This window comes from Streptomyces sp. NPDC020747 (genome assembly GCF_044334695.1).
Lineage (GTDB): Bacteria > Actinomycetota > Actinomycetes > Streptomycetales > Streptomycetaceae > Streptomyces.
Map to the genome: position 1 here is coordinate 65,552 of NZ_JBIRTJ010000015.1, position 16,449 is coordinate 82,000.

Sequence of the window (16,449 nt, forward strand, 5' to 3'; positions counted from 1 at the left end):
CGGCGCCGGTTCAGGAGATCCTTTGGTGCGGGCAAAGACTGAGCCATGGAGGGCCCGGACCGGCCGGACCCGCCGACGGTCGCGATGCCGGTGGTGGGCCGCCGGTACGGGGACCTGCCGGGCCTTGCGGCCTACGGCTTGCGGCCGACGCCGCCGATGGCGATCACCTCGGACGGGATCGCGGCGGCGCCAGGGTCGGGCCGCCACTGAGCGAGCGGGACCACGCCGGGCTCCAGCAGCTCCAGGCCCTCGAAGAAACCGGCCAGTTGCTCCGGGCCGCGGAGGAAGTACGGGACGGCGCCGCTCTCGTTGTAGCGCCGGGTGGCCTCGGCGTTGGCCTTGTGGGTGTCCACGCTGTCGTTGAACGCCAGGAAACTGCCGGACGGCAGGGCCTCCAGCAGCCGGGTCACGATGGACCGCGCCTCGTCGTAGTCGGCGATGTGCCCGCTGACCTGCATCAGGGTGAGCGCCACCGGCCGGGTCAGATCCAGCGTCGTGGCCGCCTGCCGCAGGATCTCGTCGGGATCGTGCAGATCCGCGTCGATGTAGTCCGTCACCCCCTGCGGGGTGCTGGTCAGCAGCGCCCGGGCGTGCGCGAGTACCAGCGGGTCGTTGTCGACGTAGACGATGCGTGCCTCGGGGGCCACACGCTGGGCTATCTGATGTGTGTTGTCCACGGTGGGCAGTCCGGTACCGACGTCCAGGAACTGGCGGACGCCCGCCTCGCCCGCCAGATGGCGCACGGCCCGGCCGAGGAAGGCCCGGGAACCCCGGGCGAGTTCCTCGATGCCGGGGAAGAACTCACGGAACGCCTGGCCCACCTGCTGGTCGACGGGGTAGTTGTCCTTCCCGCCCAGCCAGTAGTTCCAGATCCGGGCCGAATGCGGCACAGATGTGTCGATCTTCGACCACGGGCCCGCGGGTGCGGACGAATCATGAGTCACTGAACAGCCTCCTCAACACGCGCCATCGCAAGTCTCACCACACAACGTAGAGCCGCGGCCCCGGCTGCCGGACGGGTTCCGGCCAAGTGCCAGTGGCAAAGGACAGGAGCAAGGACAGGAGCAAGGACGAGGCCGAGGGAAAGGGCAGCGGATCGGGCTGCGTGCCCGGCCTGAGCAACCGTGCCCCTTCCTGTGCTTCTTTCCGCGCCACCGCCTGAGCCTTCCCCCGTGCCTCTCAGCGGAACTCGTGGACGAGCTGAATCTCTCCCACGATGTGGGCGTTGAAGTCGTCGAGCTCTTCGGCCGGGACCCACAGTTCGAGGATGGTTCGCCCGCCGGCCTGCTGGACGGGATACCGGCGCAGGAATCCCGACTCGACCTCGAATCGCGTGACGAACCCGGCGCCGTCGTGCTTCACGTTCCAGTCCCGCGCGATCCTGATCGCGTAGTCCTCGTTGAGGACCGGGTAGAAGATCGGCTGCTCGGGGAGACGGGGCGGCCAGGCACGCCAGTTCAGTTCCCGGACCAGGTCCAGTTCCTTGGGTCCGACCGGGCGCCAGAGGGTCGTCGTCGCGTGCCGGCTGGTCATGAGTGTCGCTCTCCGAACGTGGAGGTCCGCTGAATCGGCTGGTCAGGAGATCGAACGATAGCGGCACGGGGCACGGCGAGCGGTCACAGCAGGAGGAGCAGGTGGACGGCGACCAGGACGTCCACGACTGCGCACCACTCGGCGAACGACCGGGCGACGACCTTGTCGAGCCTGAGATGGACGAAGTCCCAGACGCCGTGGAAGAACCAGCCGGCCGCTACGAGGTAGCGGCCCAGGTCCGGATCGACCGCGAGTCCGACCAGCGCGAGCGCACCGAAGGCGAACGCTCCCGCCGCCTGGACGCCGAAGGCCGCCCGTCCGTGCGGGGTTCCGCGTACGGCACCCCAGACCAGGACCGCCAGCGCGATGGCGACGAGCGCGACGGGCTGCGAGACCACGTCCTGCGCCCCGAGGGCGACCATGGCGGCCACGCCGGCGCCGAGCACGGGCCAGGTCACGTGCGGCCTGCCGATCTGATGGATGACCACGTACAGCAGCGGGAGCAGAGGCAGGGCGTCCCCGAACGCGCCGACGATGTCGGCGAGTTCACCCGAACCGCCGGCCGTCGTCAGGATCACGAGCGCGACGGCCAGGGCTGTCGGCCAGCGTTGCTTGAGCATCTCGACGGGGCGTCGCCCGTCCGATGCCGCAGCGGATGTCGTGCGGGATGCCGTGCCGGACGTCGGGGCGTCGGTGGTCCCTTGCCGAACCGTGGTGGCGGGCATGGCGGGCATGGCAACTCCTGTAGATCAGACGGTAGTTGGAAGGGGTGGTTGTGCGAGCGTGGATCCGGTCAGCAGCCGTACTCGCTCCGGCGGCGGAGCATGACGAGGAACATCAGCGGGAGCATCACGAGGTGTTCCAGGGCGATCAACGAGTCACCGGCGATGACGCCGAGCCAGAGCAACGGGAACAGCGCGAGCGCGGGCACGAACATCGCACCGCACATCTCCAGCGTGCTCGCCCAGCCGTGGCCGCGCAGGCGCATCCAGACGGCCATGCCGACCGACATGTCGAACGCCATTTCCAGGGAGGCCAGTTCGGGATGCCGACTCGCGGAGAGCTCGGTGCCGGCGAGTGCCAGGACACCGCGAGTCACCGCGCCGAGGACCAGCATCCCGACGACCATCGCGACCACCATCTCCAGGTAGTGGCGGGCGAAGCGCCGCTTGCCACCGTGCCGTTCCGCGCCGTGCCGCTCGGCCGGCGTCCGTCCGGAGCCGACCGGTACGACGCCCTGGGTGCGCTGCGTCCGCTGCCGCTTGGGCGGGGTCTGCATGACGGGCTCTCCTTCTGCACGGGCCGTACGGGCTCTCCCCGTACCGGGGGTGGGTGTCTGCGATGGATCCAGACTGCGCCGGGGCGAAGGCCGCGCGTAGTGCCGAACCCCCATGCGGGCGCGTGGAGTTGTCACGTCCGTGGATGGCATCTGTCATGCCGGGACCGGCCGCACGGCAACCGCGCCCGATCGGCCCTCTTCGGGGACAATGGCCGGATGGGGGACGGGGCGAACGACCGTGGTGCCGGGCTGACGAGCTTCCGGCGCCATACGTGGCTGACCGTGCCCGGTACGGCCGCATGCGTGCAGCTCCTCTTCGTCGGGGAGTGGATCCTCGACGAGGACGTCGAGGTGTGGGCCCGGGGCCCGGCCGCCGTCGCCCTGGTGGTCGCGGTGGCGGCGAGCGTGGTGCTGCTCGGCCGGCGACTCGCGCTGCTGCCGGTGGCCGGGACGCGCCCCGGCAGGCTGCCCGCGGGGTGGCTGATCACCGCGTGCGCGGCCGGTGTCGTGCTCGCGGTGTGCCCGCTGGCCGTGCGGAACTACGGGTTGTGGGCGGTCGCGCCCGCCATGGTGGTGGCGATCGTCGCGACCTACCTCGCACCGAGCAGCAGACGGCCGCTCATCGCCGGCGCCGTGGTCCTCGCGTCGCTGCCCGGCGGTGTCGTCAGCCTGGTCGCCGGGGACGGGGAACTGCTGTACGCCGCGCTGTTCCCGCCCGGGCTGGTCGCGTTCACCGTCTGGGTGATGCTCGGCCCTCTGTGGGCCTGGGACACCGCGTGCCGCCTGGACGAGGCACGGCGGCTGGAGGCCGAGATCGCGGTGAAGGACGAGCGTCTGCGGTTCGCCGCGGACCTGCACGACATCCAGGGCCATCATCTGCAAGTGATCGCGTTGAAGAGCGAGTTGGCGGCACGGCTCGTAGAGGTGGACCCCGCTCGCGCCGCCGCCGAGATGAAGGAGGTGCGGCGGCTGGCCGCCGACGCCCTCGGCGACACCCGGGCCGTGGTGCAGGGCTACCGCCGCACGAGCCTGGACGACGAGATCACCAACGCGACCCGGGTGCTGGCCGCGGCCGACATCGACGCCCGGATGACCGTCGAGCCCGCCACGGCCGTCACCGAACTCGCCGAGCCGACCCGCCATCTCCTTGGCCTGGTGATGCGGGAGACCACCACCAACGTGCTCCGGCACAGCAGCGCACGGCACGCCGAGGTCGACTGCCGCGTCACCGGCGCCCTCGCCCGACTGCGGGTGAGCAACGACGGCGCCGACCAGCACCCGCCCGGCACCGACGGCACCGGACTCGGCACACTCAGGGAACGATTGCAGGCCGCCGGGGGCGAGTTGACCTGGAGCCGCGACGGCGAGCGCTTCGTGGTCGAGGCCGCGCTGCCGGTGAAGCCGGGGGAGTCGTCCAAACCGGAGAACACCGGGAACGGAGCGGCGCGTTGATCCGACTGCTGATCGCCGACGACGAGGACCTCCTCAGAGGCGCGCTGGCCGCGCTGCTCGGACTGGAGCAGGACCTCGTCGTGGTCGCCGAGGCGGCCACGTCCACCGACGCGGTACGGCTGGCGCGCGAGCACCGCCCCGACATCGCGGTCCTCGATCTGGAGATGCCGCCCACCGACGGGCTGCGCGCCGCCGAGGAGATCCGCGCCGAACTCCCCACCCAGATCGTCCTGGTCACCCGGCACGCCCGCCCCGCCGTGCTGCGCCGCGCGCTCGCAGCCGGCATCCGCGGCTTCGTGCCCAAGACCACCGCCGCGGCCAGACTTGCGGAGATCATCCGCGACGTCGCCGCCGGACGCCGGTACGTCGACCCCGACATCGCCGCCTCCGCGCTGACCGAGGACGACTGCCCCCTGACCGACCGCGAACTGGAGGTCCTGCGCGCCGCCCGCACCGGAGCGTCGGTCGTCGAGATCGCCGCGGCTGTCCATCTGGCCCCGGGTACGGTCCGCAACTACCTCTCCGCCGCCATGTCCAAACTGGGAGCGTCCACACGCCACGCCGCCGCGCATCACGCATGGGAACAAGGCTGGATCTGATCCCTGGTACGAGCTGACCCCGCCGCTTCTCCACCAATGGCTACTCCACCAACCGCTTCCCCGCCGATCGCTTCCGCATCGCCTGTCTCTCCGTCAATGACACGGTGAACGGATGCACGGGCGCCGTCAGGATGTCCTCGGCCGCCCCCTGCTCGACCACCTCCCCGGCATCCAACACCGCGATCCTGGAAGCGAGTCGGGCGGTGTCCAGATCGTGTGTGATCAGTACGAGCGACAGGTCGTCGCGGTCCCGCAGCACCCCGACGAGCAGGTCGAGGATGCCCCGGCGGGTGACCGTGTCGAGCCCGGAGGTGATCTCGTCGCACACCAGGACCCGCGGCCGGGCGAGCAGGGCCCGGGCCAGTGCCGCCCGTTGGAGTTCACCACCGGAGAGCCGCGCAGGGGAGCGGTCCGCCAACTCGTCCGCGAGACCAAGGCTGTTGAGCACCTTCGACGCCTCGGCCAGCGCCTCCCGAGGAGACACCCCACGCAGCCGAATCGCCGTACGGGCCACCTGGTCGAGCACCGGCCGACGCTCGTCGAAGGAGGCCCGCGCGTCCTGGAACACGTACTGCACGGCGGCCAGTTGATGCCGCGCACGGTCTCGCAGACTCCGCGGCAGCGCGACCCCGTCGAGCAGCACCGCTCCCTCGTACGTGCGATGGAGTCCGGCCATGCAACGGGCGAGCGTCGTCTTTCCACTGCCCGAGCGGCCGAGGACGGCTAGACACTCGCCGGAGCGCAGGGCGAGCTCCGGCGTGTGCAGCACCTCGACGCCGCGGTACCGGGCGCGGAGATCGCGGACCCGCAGCACGGTGCACGAGTCCGAGGCTGCCGGTGTGTCGCCCCCCAACGGCGGCTGCTCCGAGAGGAGTTCACGAGTCCACGGCTGCGAGGGAGCGAGCCACACCCGCTCGGTCGGCCCGGACTCCACGACCCGGCCGTCCCGCATGACGAGTACCTCGTCGGCGAGCGCGCGTACGGTCTCCAGGTCGTGGCTGAGCAGGACGACGCCGATGCCCCGCGCGGCGACCGCCGCCAGCTCGTCGACCACCCGTCGCTTCGTCAGCGCGTCCTGCCCGGTGGTGGGCTCGTCCGCGACGACGACCCGCGCGCCGAGGAGCAGGGCCTGCGCGATGACGACGCGCTGCTGCTGACCGCCCGAGAGCTGATGCGGGAAGCGCCGCAACAGCTGTGCACCATCAGGGAGTTGTGCCGTCTCCAAGGCGTCGAGTACCCGCTCTCTCGCCGCGGCCCGGCGGGCACGGCGAGGCAACTCGCGCACCTGGCCGCGCGCGATGTCGTACAGCAGCGCACCCACCCGCCGCGCGGGGTTGAGCACCGCCGCCGGATGCTGCGGGACATAACCGACCAGGGCCTCGTCGACCCGTACGGAGCCGGTCACCCGCGCGCCCGACGGGAACTCGCCAAGGAGCGCACGCCCTGTCGTCGTCTTCCCGCTGCCGGAGGCACCCACCAGCGCGGTCACTCTCCCGGGCAGAACCCGCAGGCTCACCCCGTCGACAATGCGCCGCCCGCCGACCTCGACAGTCAGCTCCTCGATCTCCGCGACCACGGTCGACTCGCTCACAGACGCGACTCCTTCACCCGATCACGTACACCGACCCCACGGCGAACGACATCGCGTTCAGCAACGACGTCCCGTTCAGTCCTCAGCAGTGCGTCGAACAGCAGATTGCATCCCATCGTCAGCGTCACGATGAGCAGTGCCGGGACCACCACGGCCCACCGCTGCACGAACAGCCCCGTACGGTTGCGGTCCACCATCACCGCCCAGTCGGCCACGTCCGGGGCCACCCCGATGCCCAGGAAGGCGGCCGTGGCCACCAGATAGAGGACCCCCGTCAGCCGCACGCCCGCGTCGGCGGTGAGCGTCCGCAGGATCGACCGGCCGACATGCCCGACGGCGATGTGCCACCACGACTCGCCCTGCATCCGCAGCGCCTCCACCGCCGGACGCGAGGCCACATCCGCCGCGGCGGCGCGCACGATGCGGGCAGCGTCCGGGATGTTGACGAGTGCCACCAGCAGGGCGAGACCCGCCGCGCCGGGTGAGAACACGGACGCGACCAGCAGGATCATCAGCAGCGACGGCACGGCGAGGAGCACGTCCAGCGGTCGCATCAGCACCTCCTCCAACCAGGTCCGGTGGGTGAGCGCGCTGATCAGCCCGACCGGGACCGCTACCAGATAGGCCAGCGCCGTCGCCGCGAACGCGACCACCACCACGGGCCGGCCGCCGAACAGCACCTGCCGCCACACGTCACGCCCCACGAAGTCCGTGCCGAGCCAGTGCCCGTCGCCGAGCGTGAACGAGACGGCCCGCGGCCCGGGTTCACTCGCGAACAGCGGCCCGAACAGGGCGAGGACCAGGGGTACGCACACGAGCGCGGCCCCGAGCGCGAAGCGCCCCGACGGCAGCCATTTCGTCCGTCTGCTCACGCGGCCACCTCCGCTCGCGGCGCGAACCGGTGGGCGACGAGATCGGCTCCCAGGTTCAGCACCACGGTGATCACCCCGAAGACCACCGCGAGCCCCTGCACCACCGGCACATCCCGTTCGGCGACGGCGTTCATCAGTACGGTCCCCAGCCCGGGAATCACGAACAACGCCTCCACGACGATCACCCCGCACAACAACCAGTCGACGGTGCGGGCAAGTTGCTGTGCGGCGGGCGCCACCGCGTTCGGCAGCGCGTGCGCGTATCGGACCCGGGCACCCGGGATCCCGTATCGCCGGGCCTGCGCGACGTATGGCGAGGCGAGCGCGTCGATCATGCCGGCGCGCACCAGCCGGGAGAGCGAGCAGACCGGCCGGGACAGCAGGACGAGCACCGGCAGTACGAGCGCGGCCGGATGCCCGAGCAGATCCGTGCCGTAGCCGACCGCCGTCGGCGGCAGCCAGTCGAGGCGCAGTGCGAAGACCGTCACCAGCAGCACCCCGAGCGCGAACTCCGGTACCGCGTACACCCCGAGCGTCACCGAACTCACCAGCCGGTCCACGAACCGCCCCTCGTACCGAGCGGCCAGCACCCCCAGCCCGACCCCGACCGGCACCAGCAACGCGACCGTGAGGCCGGCGAGGAGCAGGGTGGGACCGAAGGCGCCGGAGATGTACGAGGAGACGGGCCGCCCGGACGTCAGAGAGTTCCCGAAGTCCGCGTGCAGCAGGCCCGTCGCCCAGTCGGCGAGCCGCTCGTACGCGGGCCGGTCCAGGTCCAGCGCCTCGCGGATGGCGGCGATCCGCGCAGGATCCGGCTGGTCCCCGGCGAGGGCCACCGCCGCGTCTCCCGGCAGCGCCTCGGTGAGTGCGAAGACCAGCACCACCACGGCCACGGTCTGCGCGCCACCGAGCAGCAGCCGACGGGCGGCCCACGAGCCCAGTCCGCTCACGCCAGCCAGACCTTGTCGAACCGCGCCCAGTCGAGCGTGTTCGCAGGAGCCTTCCGCTCAACTCCCTTGACCCCACGGGCCGTTCCGATGATCCAGTCGGCGAACCCCCACACCAGGAAGCCGCCCTCGGCGTACAGCTTGCGCTGCATCCGGCCGAACACGGCGGCGCGTTCGGTCTCGTCCTTCGTGGACTGCGCCTGGTGGTAGAGCGCGTCGAAGTCCTTGTGGTGCCACTTGGTGGCGTTGGTGGTGGAGTCGGTGAGCAGCCGCTGCGAGATGTGCGACTCGATGGGCATCGCGCCCGACCGGTAGCAGCACATGGTTCCGGAGTCGAGGATGTCCGCCCAGTACGAGTCCTTGCTGCCCATCTTCACCTCGACGGTGACACCGGCTTTTGCGGCCTGGTCGCGGAAGATGCCGGCCGCCTCGGTGAACCCGGCCGCGACCGCTGACGTGTCCAGCGTGACCTTCAGCTTCTCCGCGCCCGCCTTCTTCAGGAGGGAACGGGCCCGGTCGAGATCCTGCTCGCGCTGCGGCAGACCGTCCGCGTAGTACTCGTACCCCTTCCCGAACAGGTCGTTGCCGACCACCCCCGCCCCGGACAGCGCTCCGTCGATCAGCTCCTGGCGGTCGGCGATCAGGAAGAACGCCTCCCGGACCCGCTTGTCGTCGAAGGGCGGCCGGTCCGTCTTCATCGCGAAGGCCTGCATGGCGCTGTTCCGCAGCCGTATGATCTCGATCTGGCCCTTGCCCTCATGGGCGCGCGCGGTCGTCGGGTTGAGCTCATGGGCGTACTCGACCTGCCCGCCCAGCAACGCGTTGACCCGTGCGGACTCCTCGTTGGCGACCACGAACTCCAGCTCGTCGAGGTACGGGGCGCCGTCCCAGTGGGCCTCGTTGCGCCGGAAGACCGCCGAGCGGCCCGGCGCGAACGACACGAAGCGGAACGGCCCGGAGCCGACCGGCTTCTTGTCGAAGTCGGCGTCCGACGTCCCGTCGGGCACGATGTACGCGCCGAACGCGGCCAGCACATTGGGGAATTCGGCGGTCGGCCGCTTGAGGACGAACTCCACGGTCCGCTCGCCGACGGCCCGGCTCGCCTTGAGGTCGATCGGTTCGAGGGAGGCCTTTGCGCGGAACGCCTTCGCGGGATCGGCGATACGGCGGAAGCTGAACAGGACGTCGTCGGCGGTGACGGGCTTCCCGTCGTGGAAGTCCGCTTTGCGCAGGGTGACCTTCCAGCGGTCCAGGCCCGCGTTCGGCTCCCAGCCGGAGGCCAGGCGCGGCCGGGCGGAAAGGTCGTCGCCGTAGTCGGCGAGCTTGTCGAAGAGCGCCTTCGCGCGGGCCACGTCGGCGAACAGATTGGCCAGATGCGGATCGAGCGTCTCGCTCGCGCTGCCGCCCGCGAAGGCGGCCCGCAGCCGCCCACCGCGCCGGGGCTTGCCGTCGTTCCCGCCTCCCGCGCCCGCACCCGAGCCGTTGTCCGAACTACCGCAGCCGACGAGGGCGAGGGCGCCCACCCCCGAGGCGGCGGCGAGGAAGCCTCTACGACGGAGGCCGGGGTATTCCCGCATGACGATGTCCTTGCTGTGTGAGGTGGATGAGCAGCGGTGTGCCGTGGAGTCAGGCGTCGAGCCGGGCCACCACGTGCAGCCGGTCGGCCTCGGCCGCCGTCCCGGGCAGGTCGCCCTCCTCCCACGGCGGTTCCGTGCGTGGCCCCGGACCGTCGTGCAGCGCGAGCACGGTGAAGCCGTGGGAGGTCAGAAGGTGACGCAGTTCCTGCGGGAGCAACAGCCGCCAGGCGGACCGCTGTTCGACGGGGGCCGAGTCGTCGTCGGCGGTCCATACGCGGGTACGCCGCAGGAGTTGCGCGGTGCGGTCGACGTACAGCGTGGTCGTCGACCGGTACGAAGTCCCCAGCCAGGCAAAGGCGTTGACCTTCGGCGTGTTCAACAGGCCGTCGCGGCCCAGGAAGTAGGCCCCGTTGCGCATCTCGGCGACGAGCAGCCCGCCGGGTGCCAGGCTCCGGCGACAGGAGGCGAGGAAGCCGTCGAGGTCGTCGTTGCTGTGGCAGTACAGCAGCGAACTGTCCAGACACACCACGGCGTCGAAGACCCCGAGAGAGAAGTCCCGCAGATCGGCGCGCACATACTGCGGGCCGGGGTGCCGGTCGCGGGCGTACGCCAGCATCGCCTCGGAGAGGTCGGCCCCGACGACCGTCCGCCCGGACGCGTGCAGTTGGGCCGCGTCCCGGCCGGTGCCGCAGCCCAGGTCGAGGACCCTCGGACCGGCCGCGTACCGCCGCAGGCAGTCCTCGGCCCACCGCCCGGCCAGCCGCTCGGGATCGGGGAACCGGGCCTCGTACAGTTCCGGGTTGTCGGTCAGCAGGTTCCCGCTCGTCATACCGTCGCCCCCACGGGCACGGGACGCTCGGGCAGCGCCTTGAGGCGACGCAGCCAGGTGATGCCGGCCGCCGACATCAGCCCGAAGACCAGACAGCAGGCCCACGGCAGCCAGGAAGCTCCCCGCTGGTCACCGGTGTCCATGGCCCAGCCGACGACCGTGTTGCCCACGGCCGCCGCGATCCCGGACACCATGTAGAAGATCCCGAAGTACGTGCCGGTCAGCTCCGGCCGCCCGAAACCGGGGATCAGCTCCATCACGAAGGGCTGGGCGACCATGACTCCGACGTAGAGGAACAGGACGCCGACGAGGACGGGCACGGCGTGCCACAGCTCCGGTGAGGCCCCCGACACCAGCATCGGCGGCAGGAAGGCCAGGCCCATGAGGGCGAGCCCGACACCGATCGCCTGATTGCCGCGGCTCTTGAGAGCCCGGGTCAGACGCAGCTGGAGAGCGAGATTGACGAGCGTGCCCACCAGGAAGACGAGGCCGGCCGCGCCGTCCCAGCCCGTCGCCCGGCGGGCGCCGTCGGGCAGCAGCAGATACAGCTGGTTCTCCAGGGTGAACATGCCGACCAAGGCCAGCGAGAAGGCCAGGAACGCGCGGTTGCCCACCACCTCACGCCAGTCCGCGAGCACACCGCCCGTGCTCTGTGGTACCGCCCGCGCGGGCAGTACCAGCGCCTGCGCCACGGTCAGCACCGCGAAGATCCCGGCGGCCGTGAGTGCGGAGGCCCGGAAGTCGAACAGCAGCAGGACACTGCCGAGCAACGGCCCGATCAGTGCACCGGTGGTCGCGAACACGTTGAACAGCGCGAACGCCTCGGCCTTGCGCTCACCGGCCTCCTGCGCGAGGTAGGCGCGTACGGCCGGGTTGAACAACGCCCCCGCGAGCCCGCTCAGCACGGACGCGGCCAGCAGCACGGCGAGCCCGTCCCCGAGCGCGAACAGGGCGAAGCCGACCGTGCGCACCGCACACCCGGCGATGATCACGCCGCGTGCCCCGAGCCGGTCCGCGGCCGATCCGCCGATGAGGAACAGCCCCTGCTGACTGAGGTTGCGCACCCCGAGCACGATCCCGACCACGGCCGCCGACATCCCCAGGTCCTCGTCCAAGTGCGTGGCCAGATAGGGGATGAGCAGATAGAAGCCGGTGTTGACGCCGAGTTGATTGACCAGGAGCAGCCGGATCGCGGGCGAGAAGCCACGTATCTCATGCAGCGTCTTCACGGCCCACCTGCCTCTCCCGCACGCCGAGCCCGGGCCGGTCACTCGCCCGTACGACACCGTCGGCGCCCCCGATCCCGGACCACGGGTCGTCGGCGAGCAGCAGATGCCCGTCGAGGTCGGCCCAGCGGGCGCGGTCGGCGAGATGCACGGCGGGCGCCAGGCCGAGGGTGCTGGCGGTGAGGCAGCCGAGCATCAACTCGGTGCCGCTGCCCTCGATCAACTCGGCGATCCGCAGCGCCGCGTGGGGACCGCCGCACTTGGCGAGCTTGACGTTCACGCCGTGCACCCGGCCCGCGAGACGGCGTACGTCCTCGTACGTGACGGCGTCCTCGTCGGCGATCAGGGGGAGTGGCGAACGCTCGGCGAGCCGCGCCAAGGCCTCTGGATCACCGGGGGCTAGGGGCTGTTCGACGGCCTCGACACCCAACTCGGCGTAACGGGGCAGCAGTTGGAGTGCCTGGGCGGACGTCCAGGCCCCGTTGGGGTCGAGGAGCAGTCGGGCCCGGGGCGCGGCGGAGGCTATGGCTCGTATGCGGGCGAGGTCGTCCTCGGGGTCCGGGGCACCCGCCTTGACCTTGATGACGGTGAAGCCGCTGTCCGCGAGTGAGCGGGCCTGCGCGGCGGCGCGCTCGGCGGGGACGATCCCGATGGTGCGGGCGGTCCGGGCGCTCGGAGCGCTCGGAGGCGTCCGGGCGGTGCGAGCACTCCGCGCGCCGAGTAGCCGGTGCACGGGGACGCCGGACCGCTTGCCGCACAGGTCGAGCAGCGCCGCCTCGACGGCCGCGTTCACCGCCGGTGGCCGGTCGCCGGCGGGCCACTCCCGCAGCGCGTTCTCGGGGTCGCCGAAACGGCTCAGTTCCAGACCGGCCTCGTGCAACCGCCGTTCCAGTACAGGCGTGTTGAGACCGTAGTAGACGCTGCTGACGGCCTCGCCGTGGCCGGTCAGGCCGTCGTGCTCGACCGTCAGCCAGACGGCGTCACGGGCGGACATCGTCGAACGGGAGATGCGCAGCGGCTCGGCGAGCGCGAGCCGCACGGTGCGCAGGGTGGCCTTCACGGGCTCCCTTCCAAGGGGGTGTGCGCAGGGGTGTGCAGGGGGTCGGTGACCGTGGTGCAGCGGACCCAGCCGGTGGCCTCGACGGCACGCGGATGCGGGATCTCGACAGGCTGGGTGGCGGCGCCGGCCGGGTCGAGGCCGTGGGCGGCCGTGAAGTCGTCGTCGTAGACCGTGCCGAGATAGCGGTGCGGCCCGTCGGGGAAGACGGTGGCGACCACGGCCCCGGGATGGACGCGGGCGGCCCACGCCGAGACGAGTGCGACCGCCCCGGTACTCCAGCCGCCGCTGACGAAACTCCCGCGCGCGAGGCGTCGACAGGCGTCCGCGGACTCGGCCGGGCCGACCCAGTGCACCTCGTCGAACGCCTCGTACGCCACATTGCGCGGATGGATGCTGCTGCCGAGGCCGCGCATCAGACGGGGCCGGGCGGGCTGGCCGAAGATGGTGGAGCCGGTGGCGTCCACACCGATCAGCCGCAGCCCCGGCCAGTGCCTGCGCAACGGCCCCACCACCCCGGCACTGTGGCCGCCGGTGCCGACACTGCACACCAGTACGTCCAAGTGGTCGAGCTGGGTGGCGAGTTCGGCGGCCAGCGACGCGTACCCGGCGATGTTGTCGGGGTTGTTGTACTGGTCGGGCCAGTACGCGTCCGGCAGCACCGCGAGCAGCTCCCGCAGCCGGGCCAGCCGCGCCGCCTGCCAGCCGCCCACGGGCGCCGGACGGTCGACGAGTTCCAGACGGACCCCGTACGTGCGCAGCAACTGCCGCATGGACGGCTCAAGTTCGCTGTCGCCGACCAGCACGACGGGATGCCCGAGTGCCTGCCCGGCGAAGGCGAGACCGATCCCGAGCGTCCCCGAGGTGGACTCCACCACCGGTGCGCCGGGCCGCAGTTCACCCCGTTCCTGGGCGCCGAGCAGCATGGACACGGCGGCCCGCGCCTTCATGCCACCGGCGCCGAGCCCTTCGAGCTTGGCCCAGAAACCCGGCTGGGGGCACGGCAGATCGGTGGTCACCCGGGCCAGCGGGGTGCGGCCGAGGAGCGCGAGGAGATCGGGGTTGGCGGTGAGGGGGCGCAGCGCGGCCGTCGTCACAGCGAGGCCTCCGTACAGCCGTCGCGATGTCCGGAGCCGGATGGCCGGCGGGACCGGTGTCCGTGTCCGTAGTGGTGGATGACGCCGGGACCGCCGTCCAGCCAGAAGAAGGGGTACGGCTCCGCGCATACCGCGCTCACCCCGGCGCCGAGGAAACGCGGCAGGACGGCACTCCCCGTCTGCGCGAACATCACCAACTGCTTGTCGGTGCGCAGGGCATGCTCGCGCAACGGCTCGAAGGACCCGTTGCCGAGCGTCATACCGGACGCCAACACGGCATCACAGCGGTCGAGTTCGGCGAGGGCATCCGTCTCGATCGGCTCGCCCCACTCCGTCCGGCCGCCCTTGAGGTCGCACGGTATGTACGGGACATCACGTGAACGAAGCGCCTCCAGAAGGGAGTTGACGACACCGACGACGAGTACGGTCCGTCCCGGCCGGATGTCCAGCAGCTCGACGACGGCCTTCGCCCGTGCGCGGGACTTCTCCAGGGAGCTCCCGGCGGGCAGCGGCCGGGGGAGTGCCCCGTTCTCCGGCGTGTGCGGGGTGACATGCATCAGATACGCGTCGAGCGCCGCCACCCTGACCGGCGTCAGCGGATGCTCCAGCAGCCGCGCCACGTCCGCGCCGACACAGTCGTGCACCGCGTCCTCGGACAGCGCCCCCGGTTCCACCGCACACGAACCGACGGCCCGGTCGAGGCGCAGGCTGAGCACCTCGTTGCGGTATCCGCCGCGGCGCCCGTCATGACGTACGACCTGGCTGGTGGTGAACGCCACGGCGATGCGCAGGGTGCGGGGGTCCGGGCCGAGTCGGCCGGCGATGACATGGCTCACCAGGTCGTCGTACGAGGCCGGGGCGGCCTTGTCCTGGAGGGAGGGAACCACGGACCCCCCGCCGATCGCCCCGCTCATCGGGCGGTCACCCGTGGACGCAGCCCGGACAGCAGCGACTCGACACGGGCCCGTGCGCAGAGCCCCTCCGAGTCGCCCGCCATCACATGACCGAGGTACTCGTTGTTGCTGCCCGCGGCCTTGACCGCCCGCCCCGGATCGGCGAGCTGGACCTCCAACACGCCCTGGGCGTCCCGCACTTGATCGCGGCCGTCGATCGACACCAGTGTCCCCGTGGTGTCCGGGACCAGGAAGCCGACGGCGGCGCTGCGCAGCCCGGTGTCGCTCCGGCGCAGGTCGGGGGCGTGGCCGAGGGCAACGTCGACGCAGGCCGCGGCCAGGTCGAGTCCGGTGACGTGCCGGATGAGCTCGGTGATGCGGTTTCCGGCCGGGCGGGGGTTGACCTCGACGAGGCGCGGACCGGCGGCGGTCAGCTTGATCTCGGTGTGGGCGACCACGGAGTCGAGACCGAGCGCCTTGATCGCCTGCGCAGCGGTGTCCTGGGCCGCCTCCGCGTCGCGCGGGGCCAGCGCGGCCGGGAACATGTGGCCCGTCTCGATGAACGCGGGAGCTCCGCCGACGCTCTTGTCGGTCACGCCCACCACATGGGTCGTACCGCCGAACGACACGGTCTCCACGCTGACTTCGGGCCCGTCGAGAAGTTCTTCGAGCAGGAGGACGGGCGCCCGGACCTGGCCGCGGGCGTTCACCGGGAAGTCCGCGATCGCCCGACAGGCGTCCGCCAGCTCGCGCTCATCGTCCACGCGCCGCACATACATGCCCGCGCACAGGTCGACCGGCTTGACCACCAGCGGGAAGCCGAGCCGGCGCGCGGCCTCCTCCGCCTCGGCCCGGTCGGCGCAGACGGCGAAGCGCGGGCCGGGGACGCCGGCCTCGCCGAGGACGCGGCGGGTCGTGTCCTTGCGGCAGGCGTTCTCCACCGACTCCGGCGTGGGGCCGGGGAGCCCCAGCCGGGCGGCGACGCGTGCCACGGTCGGCAGGTAGTAGTCGCAGGACGTGACCACCCCGTCGAAGCCGAGGGCCCCGTGCAGCCGCTCGATCTCCGGCAGCAGGGCGTCGACATCGTTCGTGTCGGCGGTCAGTACGTTGCGGGCCGCGAGCAAGGGGTGGGCCGTGCCTTCAGGGGCGGAGCGCAGGTAGTGGTGCAGATCGCGGGTGAGGAACGTGAACTCGTGCCCGCCCTCCCGGATCGCCCGTGGCAGCAGTCTGCTCATCGACCCGACCCAGCTCTCGACCACCAACAGATGAGCCACAACTCCCCTTTCGTGCACTCCGGTTGAGGTTCCGGGCACGCCGGGGGCACCCCATGGCGGGGCGCGGACGACGTGGCCGACGCACACGTTATCGACAATCATTTTCATTGTCATCCGATGGCTCGCCCTTTGTTGCCGACGCGGCAAAAAACCGTTGGACAGGGCTGGACGGGCGGATCTAGCCTCGCCCGGTCCGAGTGATGGCGTGCCTACCGAACGGCGT

General features: G+C 71.4%; 16 protein-coding genes. 2 read left to right on the forward strand and 14 right to left on the reverse strand.

Going from position 1 to position 16,449, the window contains the following annotated elements:
* Positions 1–131: 131 nt before the first annotated feature.
* The 4 genes from ACH4YP_RS34090 to ACH4YP_RS34105 form a co-directional block, all read right to left on the reverse strand.
* The gene (locus ACH4YP_RS34090) at positions 132–944 is read right to left on the reverse strand and encodes an SAM-dependent methyltransferase (RefSeq protein WP_361065505.1); all 813 of its coding nucleotides are present in this window, start codon (positions 942–944) and stop codon (positions 132–134) included.
* A 235-nt stretch (positions 945–1,179) separates the two neighbouring features.
* Positions 1,180–1,533 (reverse strand): hypothetical protein, encoded by a 354-nt coding sequence (locus ACH4YP_RS34095; protein WP_361065502.1) that lies wholly within the window; start codon positions 1,531–1,533, stop codon positions 1,180–1,182.
* A gap of 83 nt (positions 1,534–1,616) precedes the next feature.
* Positions 1,617–2,267 (reverse strand): hypothetical protein, encoded by a 651-nt coding sequence (locus ACH4YP_RS34100; RefSeq protein ID WP_398494690.1) that lies wholly within the window; start codon positions 2,265–2,267, stop codon positions 1,617–1,619.
* Positions 2,268–2,326: 59 nt separating this feature from the next.
* The gene (locus tag ACH4YP_RS34105; protein WP_361065496.1) at positions 2,327–2,812 is read right to left on the reverse strand and encodes a hypothetical protein; all 486 of its coding nucleotides are present in this window, start codon (positions 2,810–2,812) and stop codon (positions 2,327–2,329) included.
* 216 nt (positions 2,813–3,028) lie between these two features.
* Between ACH4YP_RS34105 and ACH4YP_RS34110 the strand changes: the two genes are divergently transcribed.
* Together ACH4YP_RS34110 and ACH4YP_RS34115 are read left to right on the forward strand one after the other, a co-directional pair.
* A complete protein-coding gene (locus ACH4YP_RS34110) occupies positions 3,029–4,264 on the forward strand; it encodes a histidine kinase (protein ID WP_361065494.1) in 1,236 nt (411 codons plus the stop codon).
* Positions 4,261–4,863 (forward strand): DNA-binding response regulator, encoded by a 603-nt coding sequence (locus ACH4YP_RS34115; RefSeq protein ID WP_398494692.1) that lies wholly within the window; start codon positions 4,261–4,263, stop codon positions 4,861–4,863. The genes ACH4YP_RS34110 and ACH4YP_RS34115 overlap by 4 nt, the downstream gene beginning before the upstream one ends.
* Positions 4,864–4,903: 40 nt before the next feature.
* Here ACH4YP_RS34115 and ACH4YP_RS34120 read toward each other — a convergent pair whose 3' ends face one another.
* From ACH4YP_RS34120 to ACH4YP_RS34165, 10 genes are read right to left on the reverse strand one after another with little or no spacing between them, the layout of a single operon-like run.
* Complete coding sequence (locus ACH4YP_RS34120; protein ID WP_398494694.1) at positions 4,904–6,454, reverse strand: ABC transporter ATP-binding protein; 1,551 nt, start codon at positions 6,452–6,454, stop codon at positions 4,904–4,906.
* Complete coding sequence (locus tag ACH4YP_RS34125) at positions 6,451–7,326, reverse strand: ABC transporter permease (protein WP_398494695.1); 876 nt, start codon at positions 7,324–7,326, stop codon at positions 6,451–6,453. The genes ACH4YP_RS34120 and ACH4YP_RS34125 overlap by 4 nt, the downstream gene beginning before the upstream one ends.
* Positions 7,323–8,276 carry an ABC transporter permease gene (locus ACH4YP_RS34130; protein ID WP_398494697.1) on the reverse strand — a complete coding sequence of 318 codons (954 nt, stop codon included), beginning with the start codon at positions 8,274–8,276 and terminating at the stop codon, positions 7,323–7,325. Before ACH4YP_RS34130 ends, ACH4YP_RS34125 begins: the two co-directional genes overlap by 4 nt.
* On the reverse strand, positions 8,273–9,850 hold the full coding sequence (locus ACH4YP_RS34135; RefSeq protein WP_398494698.1) for an ABC transporter substrate-binding protein: 1,578 nt from the start codon (positions 9,848–9,850) through the stop codon (positions 8,273–8,275). The genes ACH4YP_RS34130 and ACH4YP_RS34135 overlap by 4 nt, the downstream gene beginning before the upstream one ends.
* Positions 9,851–9,899: 49 nt before the next feature.
* The gene (locus tag ACH4YP_RS34140) at positions 9,900–10,679 is read right to left on the reverse strand and encodes a class I SAM-dependent DNA methyltransferase (protein ID WP_398494699.1); all 780 of its coding nucleotides are present in this window, start codon (positions 10,677–10,679) and stop codon (positions 9,900–9,902) included.
* Entirely contained in the window at positions 10,676–11,908 is a 1,233-nt protein-coding gene (locus ACH4YP_RS34145; protein WP_398494701.1) for an MFS transporter, read from the reverse strand. The genes ACH4YP_RS34140 and ACH4YP_RS34145 overlap by 4 nt, the downstream gene beginning before the upstream one ends.
* Positions 11,892–12,965: a mandelate racemase/muconate lactonizing enzyme family protein gene (locus ACH4YP_RS34150; RefSeq protein WP_398494703.1), complete on the reverse strand. Its 1,074-nt coding sequence runs from the start codon at positions 12,963–12,965 to the stop codon at positions 11,892–11,894. The genes ACH4YP_RS34145 and ACH4YP_RS34150 overlap by 17 nt, the downstream gene beginning before the upstream one ends.
* Positions 12,962–14,059, reverse strand: coding sequence for a PLP-dependent cysteine synthase family protein (locus tag ACH4YP_RS34155; RefSeq protein WP_398494704.1), 1,098 nt, complete (start codon positions 14,057–14,059; stop codon positions 12,962–12,964). Before ACH4YP_RS34155 ends, ACH4YP_RS34150 begins: the two co-directional genes overlap by 4 nt.
* Positions 14,056–14,973 (reverse strand): Rossmann-like domain-containing protein, encoded by a 918-nt coding sequence (locus tag ACH4YP_RS34160; RefSeq protein ID WP_398494706.1) that lies wholly within the window; start codon positions 14,971–14,973, stop codon positions 14,056–14,058. The genes ACH4YP_RS34155 and ACH4YP_RS34160 overlap by 4 nt, the downstream gene beginning before the upstream one ends.
* Positions 14,970–16,226 (reverse strand): ATP-grasp domain-containing protein, encoded by a 1,257-nt coding sequence (locus ACH4YP_RS34165; RefSeq protein WP_361065462.1) that lies wholly within the window; start codon positions 16,224–16,226, stop codon positions 14,970–14,972. The genes ACH4YP_RS34160 and ACH4YP_RS34165 overlap by 4 nt, the downstream gene beginning before the upstream one ends.
* Positions 16,227–16,449: the final 223 nt, after the last annotated feature.

Coding starts and splice junctions, on each gene's coding strand:
- ACH4YP_RS34095 (WP_361065502.1), bottom strand. CDS start 1,533: ATGACCAGCCGGCACGCGACGACGACCCTCTGGCGCCCGGTCGGACCC.
- ACH4YP_RS34100 (WP_398494690.1), bottom strand. CDS start 2,267: ATGCCCGCCATGCCCGCCACCACGGTTCGGCAAGGGACCACCGACGCC.
- ACH4YP_RS34105 (WP_361065496.1), bottom strand. CDS start 2,812: ATGCAGACCCCGCCCAAGCGGCAGCGGACGCAGCGCACCCAGGGCGTC.
- ACH4YP_RS34110 (WP_361065494.1), top strand. CDS start 3,029: ATGGGGGACGGGGCGAACGACCGTGGTGCCGGGCTGACGAGCTTCCGG.
- ACH4YP_RS34135 (WP_398494698.1), bottom strand. CDS start 9,850: ATGCGGGAATACCCCGGCCTCCGTCGTAGAGGCTTCCTCGCCGCCGCC.
- ACH4YP_RS34140 (WP_398494699.1), bottom strand. CDS start 10,679: ATGACGAGCGGGAACCTGCTGACCGACAACCCGGAACTGTACGAGGCC.
- ACH4YP_RS34160 (WP_398494706.1), bottom strand. CDS start 14,973: ATGAGCGGGGCGATCGGCGGGGGGTCCGTGGTTCCCTCCCTCCAGGAC.